20 protein-coding genes are annotated in these 20,650 nt (G+C 65.8%); 14 read left to right on the plus strand and 6 right to left on the minus strand.

Going from position 1 to position 20,650, the window contains the following annotated elements; genetic code table 11:
- Window positions 1–44: 44 nt before the first annotated feature.
- From gspG to GTP44_RS02505, 13 genes are read left to right on the plus strand one after another with little or no spacing between them, the layout of a single operon-like run.
- Entirely contained in the window at window positions 45–500 is a 456-nt protein-coding gene (gene gspG / locus GTP44_RS02445) for a type II secretion system major pseudopilin GspG (protein ID WP_161018155.1), read from the plus strand.
- Window positions 501–521: 21 nt separating this feature from the next.
- The gene (gene gspH / locus GTP44_RS02450; protein ID WP_160988211.1) at window positions 522–992 is read left to right on the plus strand and encodes a type II secretion system minor pseudopilin GspH; all 471 of its coding nucleotides are present in this window, start codon (window positions 522–524) and stop codon (window positions 990–992) included.
- 1 nt (window position 993) lies between these two features.
- Complete coding sequence (gene gspI, locus GTP44_RS02455; RefSeq protein WP_160988210.1) at window positions 994–1,362, plus strand: type II secretion system minor pseudopilin GspI; 369 nt, start codon at window positions 994–996, stop codon at window positions 1,360–1,362.
- Complete coding sequence (locus tag GTP44_RS02460) at window positions 1,359–2,012, plus strand: PulJ/GspJ family protein (RefSeq protein WP_308494293.1); 654 nt, start codon at window positions 1,359–1,361, stop codon at window positions 2,010–2,012. The genes gspI and GTP44_RS02460 overlap by 4 nt, the downstream gene beginning before the upstream one ends.
- Complete coding sequence (gene gspK, locus GTP44_RS02465) at window positions 2,009–2,959, plus strand: type II secretion system minor pseudopilin GspK (RefSeq protein WP_161018156.1); 951 nt, start codon at window positions 2,009–2,011, stop codon at window positions 2,957–2,959. Before GTP44_RS02460 ends, gspK begins: the two co-directional genes overlap by 4 nt.
- Window positions 2,960–2,986: 27 nt before the next feature.
- Entirely contained in the window at window positions 2,987–4,222 is a 1,236-nt protein-coding gene (gspL, locus tag GTP44_RS02470) for a type II secretion system protein GspL (RefSeq protein WP_161018157.1), read from the plus strand.
- A complete protein-coding gene (locus GTP44_RS02475; protein WP_160988207.1) occupies window positions 4,219–4,728 on the plus strand; it encodes a type II secretion system protein M in 510 nt (169 codons plus the stop codon). Before gspL ends, GTP44_RS02475 begins: the two co-directional genes overlap by 4 nt.
- Complete coding sequence (locus tag GTP44_RS02480) at window positions 4,725–5,498, plus strand: type II secretion system protein N (protein ID WP_161018158.1); 774 nt, start codon at window positions 4,725–4,727, stop codon at window positions 5,496–5,498. The genes GTP44_RS02475 and GTP44_RS02480 overlap by 4 nt, the downstream gene beginning before the upstream one ends.
- A gap of 16 nt (window positions 5,499–5,514) precedes the next feature.
- Entirely contained in the window at window positions 5,515–7,761 is a 2,247-nt protein-coding gene (gspD, locus tag GTP44_RS02485) for a type II secretion system secretin GspD (protein WP_161018159.1), read from the plus strand.
- 1 nt (window position 7,762) lies between these two features.
- On the plus strand, window positions 7,763–9,184 hold the full coding sequence (gene gspE / locus GTP44_RS02490) for a type II secretion system ATPase GspE (RefSeq protein WP_161018160.1): 1,422 nt from the start codon (window positions 7,763–7,765) through the stop codon (window positions 9,182–9,184).
- A gap of 10 nt (window positions 9,185–9,194) precedes the next feature.
- Window positions 9,195–10,415 carry a type II secretion system inner membrane protein GspF gene (gspF, locus tag GTP44_RS02495; protein ID WP_160988203.1) on the plus strand — a complete coding sequence of 407 codons (1,221 nt, stop codon included), beginning with the start codon at window positions 9,195–9,197 and terminating at the stop codon, window positions 10,413–10,415.
- A gap of 25 nt (window positions 10,416–10,440) precedes the next feature.
- Complete coding sequence (locus GTP44_RS02500; protein ID WP_161018161.1) at window positions 10,441–11,016, plus strand: type II secretion system protein N; 576 nt, start codon at window positions 10,441–10,443, stop codon at window positions 11,014–11,016.
- A gap of 8 nt (window positions 11,017–11,024) precedes the next feature.
- Window positions 11,025–13,265: a patatin-like phospholipase family protein gene (locus GTP44_RS02505; protein ID WP_161018162.1), complete on the plus strand. Its 2,241-nt coding sequence runs from the start codon at window positions 11,025–11,027 to the stop codon at window positions 13,263–13,265.
- Here the strand turns inward: GTP44_RS02505 and GTP44_RS02510 are convergent.
- The 4 genes from GTP44_RS02510 to GTP44_RS02525 form a co-directional block, all read right to left on the minus strand.
- Window positions 13,255–14,967 carry a LeoA/HP0731 family dynamin-like GTPase gene (locus GTP44_RS02510; RefSeq protein WP_161018163.1) on the minus strand — a complete coding sequence of 571 codons (1,713 nt, stop codon included), beginning with the start codon at window positions 14,965–14,967 and terminating at the stop codon, window positions 13,255–13,257. The two genes, GTP44_RS02505 and GTP44_RS02510, sit on opposite strands and share 11 nt — an antisense overlap.
- Window positions 14,936–16,609, minus strand: coding sequence for a hypothetical protein (locus GTP44_RS02515; protein WP_161018164.1), 1,674 nt, complete (start codon window positions 16,607–16,609; stop codon window positions 14,936–14,938). Before GTP44_RS02515 ends, GTP44_RS02510 begins: the two co-directional genes overlap by 32 nt.
- A complete protein-coding gene (locus tag GTP44_RS02520; RefSeq protein WP_161018165.1) occupies window positions 16,610–17,179 on the minus strand; it encodes a hypothetical protein in 570 nt (189 codons plus the stop codon). It lies immediately after the preceding gene.
- 82 nt (window positions 17,180–17,261) lie between these two features.
- Window positions 17,262–18,017, minus strand: a complete 756-nt coding sequence (locus tag GTP44_RS02525) for a helix-turn-helix domain-containing protein (RefSeq protein WP_161018166.1) — start codon at window positions 18,015–18,017, stop codon at window positions 17,262–17,264.
- Between the two features lie 134 nt (window positions 18,018–18,151).
- Between GTP44_RS02525 and GTP44_RS02530 the strand changes: the two genes are divergently transcribed.
- Complete coding sequence (locus GTP44_RS02530; protein WP_160988199.1) at window positions 18,152–18,688, plus strand: outer membrane beta-barrel protein; 537 nt, start codon at window positions 18,152–18,154, stop codon at window positions 18,686–18,688.
- Between the two features lie 70 nt (window positions 18,689–18,758).
- On the opposite strand, the gene hslU is transcribed toward GTP44_RS02530, so the two are convergent.
- Complete coding sequence (hslU, locus tag GTP44_RS02535) at window positions 18,759–20,093, minus strand: ATP-dependent protease ATPase subunit HslU (protein ID WP_161018167.1); 1,335 nt, start codon at window positions 20,091–20,093, stop codon at window positions 18,759–18,761.
- Entirely contained in the window at window positions 20,090–20,632 is a 543-nt protein-coding gene (gene hslV / locus GTP44_RS02540) for an ATP-dependent protease subunit HslV (RefSeq protein WP_161018168.1), read from the minus strand. Before hslV ends, hslU begins: the two co-directional genes overlap by 4 nt.
- Between the last annotated feature and the right edge of the window lie 18 nt (window positions 20,633–20,650).

Here is a 20,650-nt window from a genome sequence, read left to right on the forward strand (position 1 = left end):
GATTCCGTCTTATACTCTGCACTCTTTAAATTTGTTATCAGATTATGAAAAAGCTGAACCTTCGCCGCCGCGCCGCTCAACACCTGCAACGCGGCTTTACGCTGATCGAAATCATGGTGGTGGTGGTGATCATGGGCGTGCTGGCCGCGCTGGTGGTGCCCAAGCTGCTGAACCGCGCCGGCGAGTCGAAGATCGCCGCCGCCAAGGTCGATATCGCCACCCTGATGCAGGCGCTGAAGCTGTACAAGCTGGATAACCAGCGCTACCCGAGCACCGAGCAAGGCCTGCAGGCGCTGATCGAAAAACCGGCCAGCGGCCCGGCCGCCAATGGCTGGAAAAGCGGCGGCTATGTCGAGAAAATGCCGAAAGACCCTTGGGGCAATCCGTACCAGTACCTGTATCCGGGCGCCAAGGGCGAGGTCGACGTGTTCTCCTATGGCGCCGACGGCCAGCCTGGCGGCACCGGCGACGACGCCGACATCGGCTCCTGGGATAACTGATCACTGAAGGGAGTCGGCATCATGGGCGCGGGCCAGCGTGGCTTCACGCTGATTGAACTGCTGGTGGTAATGGTCATTCTGGGCATTACCCTGGGCCTGGCCACGCTCAGCGCCGCGCCTAGCCAGAAACAATCGCTGGAGCAGGACGCCAAGCGCATCGCGCTGCTGCTGCAACTGGCGCGCGACGAGGCCATCGTGCGCAACCGGCTGATCGCCTTTGAAGCCGGCAGCGACACCTATCGCTTCATGGTCCGCAACGACAACCGCGAATGGGAACAGGTGACCCAGGACGACCTGCTGCGCCAGCGCGAATTCAAGCGCGCACCGGTGACGCTGATGCTGGAGCCGCAGCCGGCGGCGCAGGATGACACGCTGCGCATCGTCTTCGGCCGCGAGCCGGTCGACAAACCCTTTGTGCTGACCATGGCCGCCAATGACGGCAGCCGGGTCGCCATCCGCGCCGACGGCATCGGCCATTTCACGGTGGACTGACATGCGCCGCCGCTCCCAAGGTTTCACCATGCTGGAAGTGCTGGTCGCGCTGATGATCGTCGCCACCGCGCTGATCGCGTCGCTGCGCGCGGTCGGCAGCCTGACCGCCAACAGCGACGGTCTGCGCGCCCACATGATGGCCACCTGGTCGGCTGAGAACCGGCTGGTGCAACTGCGCCTGTCGCGCGTGTTCCCGGCGATCGGCAAGACCACCTACGAATGCCCGCAGGGCGACATGCCGCTGATGTGCGAGGAAGACGTTATCGCCAGTCCCAATCCGCGCTTCCGCCGCGTCGAAGTCAATGTCTACGACGCCCGCAATCCCGAACGCCGCATCATCAAGCTGGTGCAACTGGTGCTCAATTCATGATGGCGCGCGCGCGCGGCGGCTTTACGCTGATCGAACTGCTGCTGGCCATCTCCATCCTGGCGATGATGGCGGTGCTGGGCTGGCGCGGGCTCGATAGCATCGTCCGTTCGCGCGGCGCGCTGACCGATGAAATGGACCAGTCGCGCGGCCTGCAACTGGCGTTCGCGCAAATGCAGAGCGACTGCGCCCACCTGGCCGACAGCGCGCTGCTGAGCAACCGCGCCTACCTGCAGGCCGAAGACAACCGCATCACGCTGGTGCGGATGGTGATGAACGATAACCAGCCGACGCGCCTGCAGGTGGTGTCCTACCGCGTCAACGCCGACGGCGTGCTGACGCGGCGCGAGTCGAACGCCACGCGCGATCTGACGCAGCTGGACAACCTGTGGCAGGCCGCGCTCAGCGACGTCGACACCAGCGGTTCGGTGGCGTTGCAATCCCGGGTGCAGGGCATGGGCATGCGCCTGTGGGTGACTGGCGCGGCGACACAGCCGCAGGTGCCGGTCGCCGCCAGTGCCGGCAACTGGCAGCCGGCGGCCGGCGTCGGCACCAGCGGCGTTGCCAACCGCGTCACTGGGCTGGAAGTGTCGCTGTCGCTGCAAGGACAGACGGTGCCGATGGTCAAGGCTTTCCTGCTGGGGGCACTGTGAGGCTGCGGCGGCAGCAGGGCGTGGCCATCATCACGGCGCTGCTACTCAGCACGCTGGCAGTGACCATCGTCACCAGTCTGTTCTGGTTGCAGCAGGTGCAGGTGCGCTCGATGGAAAACCAGCGGCTGCAACTGCAAACGCGCTGGATACTGCGCGGCGCGCTCGACCTGAGCCGCCTGGTGCTCAACGAGGACCGCGCCCACACGCCGCTGTGGACGGAATTGAACGGCGTCTGGGCCACGCCGCTGGAGGAAACGCGGCTGGACGATTACGTCGAGCGCGAACGCTTGCAGGGCGAGCGTTATGATGCGACCTTATTAGGCCGCATGACCGACGCGCAGGCGCGTTACAATCTAGGCAATCTGGCGACCAACAAAGCGCTCAATCCGGCCGAGGTGGAGGTGTTCAAGAAGCTGTTGCGCAACCTGAACCTGGACGCCGGCCTGGCGCAAGGCGTGGCCAATCTGGTGGCGCAGTCGGGGGCGGCGCCGGCCGGCCAGCAAGGGCAGCCGGTGCAACAGTCATCCGTCGGCAATCAAACGATGGCGCTGGTGCGGGTAGAGGATTTGCTGGCGGTGAGCGGCTTCACGCCGACGGCCATCGACAAGCTGCGCGATTATGTGATCGTGCTGCCGGCCCTCGGCGTGGTGACGGTGAATGTGAACACGGCGCCGCCGGAGTTGCTGTCGGCGCTGGTGCCGGACCTGTCGCTGTCGGATGCGGCGGCCATGGTCAGCGCGCGCAAGACGGTGTATTACCGCGATGCGGCGGGCTTCACCAGCCTGCCGCAGATGAACGGCAAGAAGATTAACGCGGCATGGGGCGTGCGCAGCGATTACTTCCTGGCCTACAGCCGGGTAAAGCTGGACCGCGCCACGCTGGAAACGCAGTCCCTGCTGGACCGGACCGGGGGACTCACCAAGGTGGTATGGATACGGGAATACTAGAATAGCGATGAACGAAAGCGAGATCCTTTGACGACATTATTTATCCGCTATCCGGCCAAGGCCAGCATCGACAGCGGTGCAGCCCAGAGCTGCCCGTTCGCGCTGGTGGGCGACGGCGGCAATCTGCTGCAGCAGGGCACGGCCCCGCTGGGCAACCTGGGCGCCATGGTGGCCTCGGCGCGCCGCGTCACGCTGCTGCTGGCGGCGTCGGACGTGACGCTGCTGCGGGTGAAAACGCCGCCGCTGTCGGCCACCAAGCTGAAAGCGGCGCTGCCGGCGCTGGTGGAGGAGCATGTGCTGGGCGACCCGGCCGACTGCGCGCTGGCCGCCGGTCCCGCCGATGACGACGGCATGCGCACCGTGGCCGTGGTGCAGCGTGCCTGGCTGGAGGTGCTGGTCAAGGCGCTGGTGGCGCAGGGCGCGCACGCGGTGACGGCGGTGCCGTCGCAACTGTGCCTGCCGTTCCAGCCGGGCGCGGTGTCGGCCGCGCTGGTGCCGGGCGACGCCGGCTACGACCTGGCGCTGCGCCAGTCGCAATCCGAAGGCCTGGGCATGACGCTGCCGGCGCAGCCGCAGGCGGCGCTGCACACCGTGCGCGTGCTGGCCGGCGAGCAGCCGGTCACGCTGTACGTGTCGGCGGCGCAGAAGGCGCAATTCGCACCGCTGGCGGCGGAGATCGCGCACCTGACGCTGGAAGAGGATCACTGGGCGCACTGGATCGCCGCCGCGCGCGGCGCGGGCCTGAACCTGGCGCAGGGCGTCGGCGACAGCGGCGCGGCGGCGCGAGCGTGGCAGCGCTGGCGCTGGCCGTTGCGCATCGGCGTGCTGGCGCTGCTGGTCAATGTGGTGGGCGTGAATGTCGAATGGTTGCGCCTCAAGGCCGAGGCCAAGGCGGTCAATCGCGCGATGCTGCAGACCTTCAAGTCGGTCTATCCGAGCGAGCCGCTGGTGGTGGCGCCGCAAGACCAGATGAGCCGCAATATCCGCCTGGCCAAGGCCAACAGCGGTGAAGCCGGCGGCGACGAATTCGTCACGCTGAGCGCCGCCTTCGGCGAGGCGCTGGGCGTGCTGCCGCGCAAGGACATCATCGCCACGCTGGACTACAAGGACCACGCGCTGCTGGTCAAGCTCAAGCCGAACACGGTGGACGCGGCGGCGGCGCAGACGCTGCGCCAGTCGCTGGCCGGCCGCAAGCTGGAGATGCAGGAGCCGTCGCCGGGCACATGGCGGATCGCGCCGGTCGGCGCTGGAGCAAAATCATGAGCAAACAACCTTCCCTTCAAACGCTGCGTGCGCGCGCCGACGCCTTCTGGCAGGTGCGCAGCGAGCAGGAACGCAAGCTGCTGCGCATCGGCGGCGTGGTGGTCGGCCTGGGCCTGTTTTACAGCCTGCTGATCGACCCGGCGCTGAGCGGCCGCGCGCAATTGCAAAAAGAACTGCCGCGACTGCACCAGCAGGCCGCCGAAATGCAGGTGATGGCGCGCGAGGCGCAGGCGCTGAAGGGCCAGAACAGCATCGCCCCGACGCCGATGACGCGCGATGGCCTGAGCGCCGGCCTGACGGCGCGCGGCCTCACGCCGCAATCGCTCAACGTCACCGGTGACTACGCCAAGCTGGTCTTCACCGGCGTCCAGTACGCCGGCGTGGTGGCGTGGCTGGACGCGATCCGCAGCGAAAGCCGCATCAACGTCATGGACGCCAGCTTTACCGCGCAGGACGCGCCGGGCGTGGTCAACGCCTCGCTGACGCTGCGCCAGGGAGCGCGATGAAACGCGCCGTGCTTTGGCTGCTGACCATCGCGCTGACGATGGCGCTGACGCTGCTGGGTTGCTTTCCGGCCGCGTGGCTGGGCGCCATCGTCGAACAGCGCACCGGCGGGCGTTTGACGCTGGGCGACGCGCAGGGTACGCTGTGGCGCGGTTCGGCCTTCATCGGCGGCGCGGCGGGCAATAACGGCCCGGTCACGCCGCTGCTGCCGGGGCGCTTCAGCTGGAAGATTTCGCCGCTGGCGCTGATCGGCATGGTCGAGCTGCAACTGGAGAATCCGGCGGCGCTGGCGCAGCCGGTGACCTTCCGCGGCGACTGGTCGCAATGGCAGTTGAGTCCTTCGGCGCTGCTGCTGCCGGCCGAGAGCTTGTCCGGCCTGGGCGCGCCGCTGAACACGCTGGCGCCTAGCGGCAACATGCGGCTGTCGTGGACCAGCCTGGCGCTGGCGCTGGCCAACCGCCAGCTCAGCGTCCATGGTCGCACCACGCTGGATATGACCGACATGGCGTCGCGCCTGTCGCCGATCCGCCCGCTGGGCAGCTACGCGCTGGCGCTGGACTGGCAGGGGCAGCAGGCGCGGTTGGCGCTCAGCTCCGTCAAAGGGCCGCTGCTGTTAAGCGGCAAAGGTCAGTTGGCCAATGGCCGGCTGCAGTTTTCCGGCCAGGCCGAGGCCGCACAAGGATACGACGACACGCTGGCCAACCTGCTGAGTTTGCTGGGGCAGCGCAAGCCGGGCAACGACCGTAACGTGATCGCTTTAGAGTTCCATTAAAGATAAAGTTCAGACTATGAAAAACCCGTCCGTTAGCAAAACCACCCTCCCTGCGCTGCGCCGCCTGAGCGCGGGTGCGATGCTGTGCTGCGCGATCAGCGCCGCGCCGACCGCCGCGCTGCTGATGCCGGTGCCGGCGCAGGCCGCGGCCGACGACGCCGCGCTGAACTTTGTCGGCGCCGACATCGAATCGGTGATCAAGGCCATCGGCCATTACACCAACATCACCTTCGTCATCGACCCGCGCGTCAAAGGCACGCTGACGGTGGTGTCGGAAAAACCGGTGACCAAGTCGCAGGCCTTCGGCCTGCTGACCTCCGCGCTGCGCCTGCAGGGCTTCGCGGTGGTCAGTGGCGACGGCTTCGCCAAGGTGGTGCCGGAAGCGGACGCCAAGCTGCAGGCGGCGCCGACCCAGGTGGGCGCGGCGCAGGCCTCGGCCAAGGGCGACCAGATCGTCAGCCAGGTGTTCCACCTGAATTACGAGTCGGCCAACAACGTGGTGACGGTGCTGCGGCCGCTGATCTCGCCGAACAACACGATCAACGCCAATCCCGGCAACAACAGCGTGGTGGTCACCGACTACGCCGACAACGTCAAGCGGCTGGCCAAGATCGTCGCCGCGCTGGACGCGCCGGCGGTCACCGACCTCGATGTGATCCCGGTGCGCTACGCTATCGCCAGCGACCTGGCCACCATGATCAACAAGCTGATGGACGCCGGTGGCGGCGCCGCCGATGCCGGCAAGGTCACCGTGCTGGCCGATCCGCGCACCAATGCGCTGATTTTGCGCGCGCCGTCGGCGGCGCGTTCCAACCTGGCCAAGTCGCTGATCGCCAAGCTGGATCAGCCGACCCAGGAGCTGGGCAATGTGCACGTGGTGTACCTGAAGAACGCCGAGGCGACCAAGCTGGCGCAGACGCTGCGCGCGGTGGTGTCGGGCGAAAACACGACCCAGGGTGGCGGCAATAACAATACCGGCACCGGCGGCCTGAATGCGCAGAACAACAGCGGCTCGAACAACAACAGCTTTGGCAGCAATAGCGGCAGCGCCGGTAGCGGCAGTTCGGGCGGCAACAACTCCGGGCCGACCAACCCGCTGCTGAGCAACTCGGGCAGCACGCAGAACAGCGGCAGCGGCGGCGCCGGCGGCTTCATCCAGGCCGACGCCACCACCAACACGCTGATCATCACCGCGCCGGAAGCGATGTACCGCAACCTGCGCGCCGTCATCGACCAGCTGGACGTGCGCCGCGCCCAGGTCTACATCGAGTCGCTGATCGTCGAGGTGACGTCGGACAAGGCGTCGGAATTTGGCGTGCAGTGGCTGGGCGCGACCGGCAGCGACACCAGCAAGTACCGCCTGGGCGCGCTGCAGTCGTTCACCACCGGTGGCACCGACAACCCGTCGCTGACGTCGATCTACGCCAACAAGGGCGCCAACCTGCCGAGCAACGGCTTCACGGTCGGCCTGTTCAAGCAGGTCGGCGGCGCGCTCGGTCTCGGTGCGGTGGCGTCCGCGCTGGAATCGGACGGCAACGCCAACATCCTGTCGACGCCGAACATGGTCACGCTGGACAACGAGCTGGCCACCATCCGCGTGGGCCAGAACGTGCCGATTCTGACCGGCCAGTTCACCACCACGTCCGGCACCAACAGCAATCCGTTCCAGACCATCGACCGCAAGGACGTCGGCCTGACGCTGAAAGTGCGGCCGCAGATTTCCGAGGGCGGTACCATCAAGCTGGCGATTTATCACGAGACTTCCAGCGTTGACAAGTCGACGCTGACCGCCGCTTCCGGCATCACGCTGAACAACCGCGTGATCGAGAATAACGTCATCGCTGACGACGGCCAGATCGTGGTGCTGGGTGGTCTGATCGAGGACACCGAAGGCGATGGCACCGACAAGGTGCCGGGCCTGGGCAGCATCCCGGTGCTGGGCAACCTGTTCAAGTCGCAATCGCGCACCCGCAAGAAGACCAACCTGATGGTGTTCCTGCGTCCGGTGGTGATCCGCAGCAAAGAGCAGAGCACCAGCCTGGCCACCGACCGCTACGACTACATGCGCAGCCAGCAGCAGGCCATCCTGCCGCCGGACAGCGCGCTGGTGAAGGATCTGGGCCAGCCGATCCTGCCGCAATTGCAGAACGGCGCGCCGGTCAGCGGTGGCGCGGTGGCCGCGCCGGTGCCGCCGGCGCCGCTGCCAACGCGTCTGCCGGGCGGCGCCTCGAATATCCAGCCCGCCCAGCCAGTGCAGCAGTGATATGAGTAACCTGCTACCCTACGCCTTCGCCCGCGATTTCGTGGTGCTGGCCCAGTACAGCGAGGATGCCGAAAGCACCGTCGATGTACTGGTGTGCGGCGCCACCGCGCCGGCCGCCATCGCCGAAGTGTCGCGCCGTTTCGGCCGCATCCAGCTGAAGAACCTGACGCGCGCCGATCTGGAAAGCGCGATCGCCGCCGCCTACGCCAGCTCCGGCGGCAACGCCTCGATGGTGGCGGAGGAATTCGACGCCGACCTCGATCTGACCAAACTGCTGCAGGACGTGCCGGCGATCGAGGATCTGCTGGAATCGTCCGACGACGCGCCGGTGATCCGCATGATCAACGCGCTGCTGACGCAAGCGCTGCGCGACGGCGCCTCCGATATCCATATCGAACCGTTCGAGCAAACCTCGGTGGTGCGCTTCCGCGTCGACGGCACGCTGCGTGACATCGTCCGTCCGCGCAAGGCGATCCACGGCTCGCTGATTTCGCGGATCAAGATCATGGCGCAGCTGGACATCGCCGAAAAGCGCCTGCCGCAGGACGGTCGCATCACGCTGCGCATCGGCGGCAAGCCGGTGGACGTGCGGGTGTCGACGCTGCCGACCGGCCATGGCGAGCGCGCGGTACTGCGTCTGCTGGACAAGGAAGCCAACCGCCTCGATCTGAACCACCTGGGCATGAGCGACAGCATGCTGCCGAAGTTCGGCGCCATGATCAACCAGCCGCACGGCATCGTGCTGGTGACCGGCCCCACCGGTTCCGGTAAAACCACCACGCTGTACGCCGCGCTGTCGCTGCTGAACGCCAGCACCACCAACATCATGACAGTGGAAGACCCGATCGAGTACGACCTGGCCGGCGTTGGCCAGACCCAGGTCAACACCCGCATCGACATGACCTTCGCCAAGGCGCTGCGCGCGATTTTGCGCCAGGACCCGGACGTGATCATGATCGGCGAGATCCGCGACCTGGAAACCGCGCAGATCGCGGTGCAGGCCTCGCTGACGGGCCACCTGGTGCTGGCGACGCTACACACCAACGACGCCGCCGCCGCCGTCACCCGCCTGCTGGACATGGGCATCGAGCCGTTCCTGCTGTCGTCCACGCTGCTCGGCGTGCTGGCGCAGCGTCTGGTGCGCAAGCTGTGCCCGAGCTGCAAGACCTTCGACGGCACACTGTGGCACGCGGCCGGCTGCGAGCATTGCGGCCACACCGGCTATCAGGGCCGGGTGGGCGTCTACGAATTTCTGGAGACCACGGAGCAGATCCGCGCGCAGATCCACAACCGCGCCTCCGAAGCCGAGATCAAGGCGGCGGCGATCGCCGACGGCATGCAGACCATGCGCGACGACGGCGACCGTTGGCTGGAGCAGGGTGTCACCACCCAGGCCGAGTTGATGCGCGTGACCAAGGACTAGGCCAGAGACCATGCCCGCATTCCGTTATGAAGCCGCCGATGCCGGCGGCGCCACCAAAAAAGGCGTGCTCAATGCCGACAGCGCGCGTTCGGCGCGCGCCGAGTTGCGTTCGCAGGGACTGGTGCCGCTCAAGGTCGACGCCATCGCCGCCCAGGTGGACGCCGCCGGCGTCACCCGCGGCCGCGGCTTTGGCGAACGCCTGACGACGACCGAGCTGGCGCTGTTCACGCGCCAGCTGGCCAGTCTGCTGGAAGCGGGGCTGCCGCTGGAGCAGGCCTTCACCGCCTTGCTGGAGCAGGCCGAGCGCCCTTATGTGCGCGACCTGATCGCCTCGGTGCGTTCGGAGGTGATCGGCGGCGCTTCGCTGTCCGCCGTGCTGGCGCGCCATCCGCGCGACTTCGCCGAGATTTACCGCGCGCTGGTGGCCTCCGGTGAACAGATCGGCCAGTTGTCGCGCGTGCTGTCGCGCCTTGCCGACTACATCGAGCGGCGCAATGCGCTGATGCAGAAGGTCAAGCTGGCGTTCACCTATCCGGCCATCGTCACGGTGGTGGCGTTCGCCATCGTGATTTTCCTGCTGACCTATGTGGTGCCGCAGATCGTCTCGGTGTTTGCCAACACCAAGCAGAAGCTGCCGTTCCTGACCATCGTCATGCTGGCGGTGTCGGATTTTGTGCGCCATTACGGTATCGTGGTGGCGATCGCGCTGGCGGGCGCCTGGGTGGGCTGGCGGCGCGCGTTGCAGAATCCGGCGTTGAAGCGGCGCTGGCACACCTGGCTGCTGACCGCGCCGCTGTACGGAAAATTCGAGCGCAGCCTGAACACCGCGCGCTTCGCCAGCACGCTGGCCATCACCACCGGTTCCGGCGTGCCGATACTGCGCGCGCTGGAGACCAGCCGCGATACGCTCAACAACGTCGCCATGCAGGAGCTGGTGGAGGAGGCCAGCGACGGCGTGCGCGAGGGCGTCAGCCTGGCGCGCGCGCTGTCGGCGCAGAAGCACTTCCCGCCGATGCTGATCCACATGATCCGCGCCGGCGAAATCACCGGCGAGCTGCCGGCCATGCTGGACCGCGCCGCCGCCGCGCAGGAAGCCGATCTGGAACGGCGCACGCTGACCATCGCCGGCCTGCTGGAACCGGCGCTGATCCTGGCCATGGGCGTGGTGGTGCTGCTGATCGTGCTGGCGGTGCTGATGCCTATTATCGAAATCAATCAGCTGGTACGCTGATCGTCAGGAATACAACAAGGACACCATGAAGCGTTTGCCCTTACTCGTTACTGTTCTCGCCGTGGTGCTGCTGTCGGCATCGCTGGCCTATTGGGGACTGCAGTTGTTCAAGCCCGAGCAGCGCGCGATCGCCGCGCCGCCGGCGCCGGCGCCGATGGGGCTCAACCTGGACGCGGCCAAGGGCCTGTTCGGCGGCCAGGTGACGGTGGCGGCGGTCAGCAACTACCAGCTCAAGGGCGTGGTGGCCGCGCGCGGCGACGACAGCGCCGCCATCATCTCGGTCGACGCGCAGCCGGCGTTGGCGGTCGCCGTCGGCAAGGAAGTGGTGCCGGGTGTGACGGTCAAGGAAGTCCACGCCAGGCATGTGATCCTGTCCGAGGGTGGCGTCAACAAGCGCCTTGAACTGCCCAGCGACGCCGGCGTGAGCAGCGTGCCGGCGGTGATGCCGCCGCCACCGCAGCCAACCCCGGCGGCGCCGCCGACGGTGATGCCGGCGCCGCCGCAACCGGTGGCGTCGCCGCAGCCGCAACAACAGCAAGCGCCGATTGCGCCGATGGGCATTCCGCCCATTCCGTCCAATCATCCCGCTAACAATCAGTAGGCGAGTCCATGGCTTATTTGCGCAGGCTGGCCGCGGCGTTATGCTGCGGCCTTTTCATTTTGGTGGCACACGCGGCGGAGCCGCCGGCCGCCGGCGCCGTGACGTCGGACGCCACGCCCAAGCGGCCCAAGGTGGCGCTGGTGCTGTCCGGCGGCGGCGCGCGCGGCTTCGCCCACATCGGCGTGTTGCGCGCGTTGCAGGAGTTGCGCGTGCCGGTCGATATGGTGGTTGGCACCAGCATGGGCAGCGTGGTCGGCGGCGCCTACGCCGCCGGCAGCTCGGTCGAACAGCTGGAGCAGCTGGTGCGCCGCACCGACTGGAACGCCGTGGTGGCGGACCGCGCGCCGCGCGATGAACTGGTCTACCGGCGCCGCGAGGAGGACTTGTTGCTGCCGTCGCGGATTGAATTCGGCGCGCACCTGGACGGCGTCTCGCTGCCGCCTGCGGCGGCCGGCAACGAGGCGCTGGAGCTGGCGCTGACCCGCGTGCTGCCGCCGGGCGCGCGCGACAAACCGGCCAATCTGCTGCAACTGCCGTTCCGCTCGGTCGCCTCGGACCTGGTGACGGGCGAGCTGGTGGAGCTGAACGACACGCCGCTGTTCCTGGCCATGCGCGCCTCGCTGGCGGTGCCGGGCGTGTTCGCGCCGGTGCGCGTCAATCAGCGCCTGCTGGTCGACGGCGGCCTGGTGCGCAACCTGCCGGTGGACGTGGCGCGCGAAATGGGCGCCGACATCATCATCGCGGTCAACGTCGGCACGCCGCTGGCGCAGGAGAAGGAGCTGGTCAGCGCGGTCAGCGTGGCGCAGCAGATGCTGCAGATCCTGACCGAACAGAACGTACAGCGCTCGCTGAAGGAGCTGCGCGCCGATGACGTGCTGCTGCAACCGAACCTGGGCGGCATCGGCTTCCTCGATTTCGCCCGCCATGACCGCGCCATGCGCGAGGGCGAGGCGGCGGTGCGGGCGATGAGCGCCAAGCTGGTCAAGCTGGCCTTGCCGGAGGCGCAGTACGCGGCGTATGAGGTCAAGCGGCTGTCGGCGCCGCTGGCGATCGACCAGCCGGTGCGGCTGGTCAAGCTGGAGGTGGCGCCGAGCGGGCGCATCAATCCGAAGGAGCTGGAGGTGCAGTCCGGCCTCAAGCTCGGCGAGCCGGTCACCAGCGAACAGGCGGCCGCGGCCGGCAATCATCTGTTCGGCCGCGGCGACCTGGCACGGGTGGAAACCGAGGTGCGCGACGATGAAAACGGCCGCAGCGTGCTGATCAAGCCGACCGAGGCCGACTGGGCGCACAGCCGCCTGCGCATCGGCATCGAACTCAATAGCGATTTCAGCGACAACAGCGCGTTCCAGCTGAAGGCCATGCATGTGCTGTCGTCGCTCAACGACTGGGGCGGCGAACTGCGCAGCCTGGCCAGCGTCGGCACCGACCGCGCGCTGGGCACGCAGTTCTTCCAGCCGCTGGGGGTGGGCTCGCCGTGGTATGTGGCGCCGGCGCTGGAGTTCGGCGCCGGCGCGAGCGACCTGTTCAGCGCGAGCGGCTTTCGCCAGGCGCGCTACGCGTATGACTACAGCGTCGCCAGCATGGCGCTGGGGCGGCAGCTCGGCCGCTGGGGCGACCTGCGCTACACGGTCGCGCGCCAGCTCAGCAACCGTCGCCAGACGATCCCGGAGGACGAGCGCCGCGACAGCGCGTTCCAGACCATCCAGCAGCTCAGCTTCAACGTCGATACGCTCGACACCATCGCCTTCCCGACGCGCGGCTCGCTGGTCAGCCTGGAGTGGCAGCGCGCGGTGCGGCGCGCCGGCAACAGCGGCAGCGAGCCGGTGCCGGCGCTGCAGGAGCTCAAGGGCCTGGAGGCGTTCCACGTCGGCCGCTGGGCCGGACATGTGTACGGCGAATGGTCGCGCAGCCTGGGCGGCGCCAGCGGCAACAACCTGGGGGGCTTCCTGCGGCTGTCGGGCACCGAGCCGAACTCGGTGGTGGGCAGCCGCACGGTGCTGGGGCGGGTGGTGGTGGCGCGCAGCATCGGCGCCATGCCGGCCGCGCTGGGCGGCGATGTGCGGCTGGGCTTTTCACTGGAGGCGGGCGGCGCCTACAGCCCGGACGACCCGCTGCGCTGGGGCAAGCTCAAACAGGCGGCCAGCGCCTTCATCGCGGTCGACACGCGTTTTGGCCCGCTGTACTTCGGCACCGGCACCACCAAGGAAGGCAAGAGCAGCGGCTACCTGTTCCTCGGTCCTATCTGGTAAGTGTAATGCGGTCCAGACGGCGCTGCACTTCAATCACCGCGGTTCGGTTGCTGCGCACACTGGCGGCCCGTTCATCCATGGTCTCCAGCACGGTTTCGAACTGGTTCAGCTGCGGTGCAAAGAAGGCGAACATCTTTTCATCGTCGGCCAGCAGCAGGTAGATGTCCTTGAACGCATCCTTGATCAGGTTGCCAATCTGTTCGCGCGACTCCGCCAACTGCTGTTCCAGTTCGTGTGATTTGTACATGCCGTAGATATCGCTGCCGAGCGAGAACACCGCACCGGCTGGTCCCGCCCATTTGGAAACCGCGCCCGCGAGTTTGGTGGCTTCCCAAGGCTTGAATTTGATGGCGATGCCGGTCACCTGCTTTAGCACGTCGCGCGCCATGACGATGGTCGCTTTGATGGCGGCCGGGCTGATTGTTGATACGCTTTTCAGCACATTGCCCATCGACGACGCGGCTTTCTGGCCCAGCGCCTCCGCAAAGCTTTCACTGGAATCGAGCTGGCGTGAGATGTCCAGCGAAATCCGGTTGACCACGGCCGACGACTGCTCGAAGAAGCGGTCCACCGTGGTCTTGATCAACAGGTGCAGCTTGTAGCCGGCGCCGTCGGCCGTGTAGCCGATTTCATCTTCGAGGAAGGGACGGATGCCTTCCAGCGACAGCGGTCGCAGCTTGCCCATCAGGCGCGCTTCCATGGCTTGCAGTTCACGGAACAATTCCGCCGACAGTTGCTTGACTTCGCGTCGACCGGCGCGGATATCCTGCTCAATGCGCTCGCGCTCCTGGGCGGCTTGCGTTTCAAAGACATCCATCGCCTCCAGTTGCGCATGCACCGCGCGCAGCTTCTGCTGCACCAGGTCGCGCACCACATCGAGGCCGGTCTTGGCGATCAGCACTTCCGCCACATTCGATTGCAGGATGCGGCTGGTCGATTCCTTCAGCGTGTTGATGCGCGAACGGCTTTCATAGTGCTCCGGTTTTCCGAACCAGAATTCCAGCCCGCGGCCATTCGGGTCGGCCGACATGCAGACCAGGTTCAGGCGCGCCTCTTCTTCCGCCGTCAGGTTGGCGACGCGCTTCAGCTTGGACTTGAGCGCTTCCTTCTTGATGGCGGCCTGGTCGTCGAACATGGCTTGGTCAGTCAGGTCGCTCACCTCGTCCATCTTGTTGATCACGAACAGCGTCGACGACAGCTTGTTCAGGTCGCGCAGCAGCCACTTGGCGATGTCGCCATGGCTATCCTTGAGCGGATTGGTGGCGTCCACCACGTACAGGATCAGATGTGCTTCCGAGATGTAGCGCTTGGTGATGTCCTGATACATGACCTGCGTGCCGGCCACGGTTTTTTCCTTGTCGCCGAACAGGCCGGGCGTATCGACAATCTCGCACTTGCCCGGTAAGCCTTCCGGATGGTAGATGGCAAGGCGGTCGGACGATTCATCCATGTCGATTTTCATGTCGCTCATGACGCGCCCCAGCCAGCCGGCGATCACGCTGGTTTTGCCGTCCGAGAAAGCGCCGAGCAGAGCGATGCGCAGCACGTCGGCTTCGATGCCGGTGAGCGCATCCTCGATCTTGCGCATATCCGCCTCGGTATCGACGCCCAGCTTGCCCAGTGCCGCCAGCGCGTCGCGCAGCTCTTGCAGGGCGCCGATGGCCGCCTGTTTATCGAGGTCGAATTGCTTGAATTGTTCCATGTGGCATTTGCTCCAGAAGTTGCTTGATACGCGCCATTAGCGCCAGTTGTTTTTTTATGATCGCCAGCGGCTCGGTGATATGGGCGAGCTGCTGGTCGACCGCCGCGACGCAGTCTTCGTCCACCGCCTTGCGTATGGTGCCGACCAGGATGTCGGCATCTTTTTCGATCCGGCCCATCACCTCGTGGCGCAGGTCATCAATCTTGTCCTGTACCTGTGCTTGCGCTTTGCGGATGCGCGACTCGCGGCTGGTGAAGAATTTTGCCAGCGACACCAGCGCACCCACCACCGCGCCGGCGATGGCGCCAATCGCGTTGCCGATGCCGGGGAAGGCCGAACCGATGGCAAAGCCGGTGGCGGCGTAAGAGCCGATGTCGAATGCGATCCAGCCCCAGTCCTTGAGGTCCAGATCCATGTCGATGCCGGTGTCGGCAAACCGGAACGCGGCACCTTGCGCCTGGCTGGCGGCGCGGTGTTCGAAGTCGACTCGCTGCACATCCTCCATCAAGCGGTTCAGGGCCTGCTCCAGGTTTTCCTGCAGCACCGCCTGTTGTTCGTCCAGCTGCGTCGTCAGCTGTTCCTCGGTGACCTCCCGGCGGTTGCGGAAGCTGCGCTTGATCAGGCGGTCGATTTCGTCGTTGTCGCCAAAGTTATCGGCCACGATGTCATGGGCATCGTCCGACAGACGATTGAAAAAACCGCTCCAGGCATTGCTGCGCCCGGCCCTGAGCACGCGCTCGAATGAATCCAACGCCCCATCAATGGCCTCTTTGCATTTCTTGAATTCAGGCTTTAGCCGTTTGACGAAAGCGCTATGGTGGTCGTGCCGCGCCTGCAGCAGCTGAATATTCTCAGCCAGCAGCTCGCGCACCTTGACCTTATTGCTCTCAACGATGTCTTCGCGGAAGGTGCGCGCCTTGGCACGCAGCACGGCCGCTACTTTGTCGATGCGGCTCAGCTGCTCTAGTTCCCCGGGCGAGTCGAAGCAGGCCAGCAGCCCGCGCTGGCGTGCCAGTAAGTCATCGCGCGAAGGATGGATGGTGGTGGCGCCATCCAGCATGGCCAGGCCGGAGAAGGCCATCATGCCCTGGATGGTCAGGCCGGGCAGCAGCACTTCGTCGCCCAGTGCGTCGCGCAGGACTTCCATGGTCTGTTTCATCGCCGTGCCTGGCAGGCCGCGGGTGCGCAGCGCCTCGCGGTCTTCGTCGAATTCATACGCATCGGCCAGGCCGCGCACATTGACCACCGGGCATACCTGGCTGCCGCGGCGCAGATAGCGGCCGATTTTCTGCGCCGTTTCCTTCTCGGGCTTTTTGTTGGTGCCGTTGACGTAGAACACCAGATGCGCCTTGGCGACTGCCGCTTCCACCAGCGGCGCATATTGCCGCTCGTCGCCTTCGATGCCAGGCACGTCGATCAACTGGAATTCTTCGTTAGCGTGGCGCAGCGTGTAGCTGACATTGTCCTTTGTGAAGTCGCGCTGGCCAGTGCCGACGATCAGGCCGTCCACCCGGCAGGCGTCGCGCCGCTGCCGTTCCAGCGTCACTGACGCTTGCACAAAGCCGGACAGTTGCTGGTCCAACTGTGCCGCTGCCTGGGCCAAGCCGCCGCTGCGCAGAATCGCTTCGTCATAGGCGCCCATTTACGCACCCACCAGCAGCCATGCGCCAGCGGCCGCAGCTGCGCCCAGCAGCGCGCCGCCGACCGCCGACAGCCAGGCACGGCGGCGGATGCGGGCCGACGATTCCTGTTCGGCTATCTGACGCAGGCTGGCAATCGATTGCTGCAGGCCAGCGATTTCGCTGGCGTAGGCGGTGTATACGGCGCCCATGCCGGCGCGGATTTCGTCGGCCTGTGCCGACAGCGCTTGTTCTGCCTGCTGCAGATTCCGCGCGTTTTGCTCCAGTTGCTGGCGGCGCAGGTCTTCGTTGAACAGGATGCGCAACGACTCGATCACGGTGCTCTTGCCGGCGTTGGTTTCGCCGAAGAAGGCCATGGTGAACTTGTCCCACTCGGCATGCTTTTCGAGGAAGTTCAACTCGTCGTTAAAGCGGTCCTGGATCTGTGACAGTTGTTGGCGGATTTTGCCAATTTCCTGTTTGCCGTCCTCGTGGTCGACGTTCAGCGCTTCCATCTCGCGCATGGCGCTGGCAAGACTGGACGACACATCGGAATATAACTGGTTGAAATGCTGTTTTGAGCTAGCGGTCATAGGCAGTCTGTCAGGAAAGAGTCTTCAATTATCGATGAACGCTATCATCAAAACTCTCACCAAAAGTAACACATCGTAATATTTATTTCCTTGTGGAAGTAGTCGCGTTGCGGCGCAGCGCGGTGAAGGCGGCGAATTCCCACGAGCGGAAGCCGACCAGCAGCGTGAAGCCGTCGCGCTCGTGCGGCGCCAGCCGGCGGTCGCTCTGGTGCAGCCGCGCCAGCTCGCCGGCCAGTTGCTGGATGCGGCCGGCCAGCTCCTGGGCGCTGGCTTGCGACAGCCGCGCCGGCAGGCATAGCAGCGTTTCGCCGGCGCCGTTGAAGCTGCCGCTGAAGTAGTCGTCCACCGCGTGTTCGCGGAAGAACTGCTGCACCGGGCCGTCCGGCAGCCAGCGGAAGGCGTTCGAGACGCGCAGCCGATAGCGGTTCAGCGGCTTCAGTTCGATCAGGCCCAACCGGTCCAGCTCGGCCAGCAGGACGATGCATTCCGGCGCGGTCAGGTCGTAGGTTTCCAGCACCTGTTCCAGCGTCCAGTGGCCCAGGCAGCAGATCGCCATCAGCAGCAGGTGCGGATTGGCCAGCAGCGATTTTTCCTGTTGCAGCGTGAGGCAGTCGGCCTGCGGCGTGGCGTCGGCGGCGCCGCGCAGCACGTCCTCCATCGGCACCCCGGCGGCCTTGCAGATCTGCGCCAGCCGCGTCAGCGACATGTCCTGTTGCCCGAACATGCGCTTGACGCTCGATTCGCTCATGGCGATCCGCTCGGCCAGCATTTTGTAGGTGACGCCGGCGGCCCGCATCTGGGTCCGCAGCACTTGCAGCAGTAATTCCGGTGAGCTCATAGGTTGCCTTGTTGAAGATGCAAGGTATCGTAACATGATACCCGCCGGCGTGAAAACCGCGCCTTGGAATATATAATTAGTACATTCCGGCCTTGTGCCGCAAACTTGAGCTGTATCACCCCGTGGAGCGTAATATGAAAGTCGTACCAGCAGTCCTGATCACCCTGTCCGCCCTGAGCCTGAGCGGCCTCGCCGCCGCCGCCGAGCAATCGCCGTGGTATGTGGGCGGCGAGGTCGGCGCGCAAACCAGCCGCGTCCATGGCCCGAGCGGCCGCGCCTATGTCGGTTATGAACTGGGCAGCGGCCTGCGCGATCCGGAGGAGCGTCATGCGGTGGAGGTGGCGGTGTTCACGCGCGGTCTGGCCGACAACGGCCACGAGGCGCGCGCCAACAGCATCGCCATCAACTGGGCGACGTTGCTCAAGGTGACGGACAACGTCTCGGTCAGCGGTCGCCTGGGCGCGCACTACACCACCAGCACGCTGCGCCATAGCCCGCAGTGGAGCGAAACGGAAAACCGGCCGGGCGTGTTCGCCGGCGTCGGCCTGGCCTACCGGCTGACGCCGCAGGTGGCGATCACCACCGAGGTGACCTATATGCCACTCCATGTCACCGAACGCATCAAGTCGAAGACGCCGGTCGTGACCATCGGCCTGCGTTACGGCTTCTAGCGAATAACCTGAGAGCGGGCGCCATGCCCGGCGCCCGCTGACGGTTACCCTTCCGGGTTACAACACCCGCTTACAGCACGTAGCGCGACAGGTCCTCGTTGACCGCCAGCGCGTCCAGACGCGCATTCACATACGCCGCATCGACCACGATGGTCTTGCCGCTGTCTTCGCTGGCCTTGAAGGACAGCTCTTCCAGCAGTTTTTCCATGACCGTGTACAGCCGGCGGGCGCCGATGTTTTCGGTGCGCTCGTTGACCGAATAGGCGATCTCGGCCAGGCGGGTGATGCCCTCCGGCGCGAATTCCAGCCGCACGTCCTCGGTGGCCAGCAGCGCCTCGTACTGTTTGGTCAGGCAGGCGTCGGTGCTGGTCAGGATGCGTTCGAAGTCGGCGATCGACAGCGATTCCAGTTCCACCCGGATCGGGAAGCGGCCCTGCAACTCGGGAATCAGGTCCGATGGCTTGGCCAGATGGAAGGCGCCCGAGGCGATGAACAGGATGTGGTCGGTCTTGATCATGCCGTACTTGGTGTTGACGGTGGTGCCCTCGACCAGCGGCAGCAGGTCGCGCTGCACGCCGGCGCGCGAGACGTCGGCGCCGCCCACTTCCGAACGCGAGGCGATCTTGTCGATCTCGTCGAGGAACACAATGCCGTTCTGCTCAACGTTCTGGATGGCTTTCTGCTTCATCTCGTCTTCGTTGACCAGCTTGGCGGCCTCCTCGTCGATCAGGAACTTCATCGCCTCCTTGATCTTGACCTTGCGCGCCTTCTTGCGCTGGGCGCCGATGCCGGAGAACATCGACTTGATCTGCTCGGTCATTTCCTCCATGCCCGGCGGCGCCATGATTTCCATCTGCGGGCCGGCCTCGGCCAGTTCGAGCTCGATTTCTTTATCGTCCAGTTCGCCCTGACGCAGGCGCTTGCGGAAGGTCTGGCGGGTAGCGTCGTCCTTCGGCGGCTCGGCGCCGGTCGGCGCGAAGCCGAAATCGCGCGCCGGCGGCAGCAGGATGTCGAGCACACGGTCCTCGGCCGCGTCCTCGGCGCGGGCGCGCACCTTGGCCATCTCGCCCTGGCGGGTCTGCTTGACGCCGATGTCGACCAGGTCGCGGATGATGGTGTCGACATCGCGGCCGACATAGCCGACCTCGGTGAACTTGGTGGCCTCGATCTTGATGAACGGCGCGTCGGCCAGCTTGGCCAGGCGGCGCGCGATCTCGGTCTTGCCGACGCCGGTGGGGCCGATCATCAGAATGTTCTTCGGCGTGATTTCATGGCGCAGCGGCTCCTCCACCTGCTGGCGGCGCCAGCGGTTGCGCAGCGCGATGGCGACCGCCTTCTTGGCATTGCCCTGGCCCACCACGTGCTTGTCGAGTTCGCCGACGATTTCCTGCGGAGTCATGTTCATGCTGGGTCCAGTGTCTCGATGATGTGGTTCAGATTGGTGTAGATGCACAGTTCCCCTGCGATGGTCAGTGACTTTTTGACCACGTCCGCCGGCGATAGTTCCGTGTTCTCGACCAGCGCCTTGGCCGCCGATTGCGCATAGGTGCCGCCGGAGCCAATGGCGCCGATGCCGTCCTCCGGTTCCAGCACGTCGCCATTGCCGGTGATCACCAGCGTCGATTCGCTGTCGGCCACCAGCAGCATCGCCTCCAGGCGGCGCAGCACGCGGTCGGTGCGCCAGTCCTTGGCCAGCTCGACCGAGGCGCGCAGCAGATTGCCCTGGTGTTTTTCCAGCTTGCCCTCGAAGCGGTCGAGCAGCGTGAAGGCGTCGGCGGTGCCGCCGGCGAAGCCGACCAGCACCTTGCCCTGGTAGACCTTGCGCACCTTGCGGGCCGTGCCCTTCATGATGATATTGCCCAGCGTGACCTGACCATCGCCGCCCAGCGCGACCTGCTTGCCGCGGCGCACGCACAGGATGGTGGTGCCGTGAAATTGTTCCATAGTTACCTCAAAGTAATG

The sequence above is a fragment of the Duganella lactea genome, assembly GCF_009857505.1.
Lineage (GTDB): Bacteria > Pseudomonadota > Gammaproteobacteria > Burkholderiales > Burkholderiaceae_D > Rugamonas > Rugamonas lactea.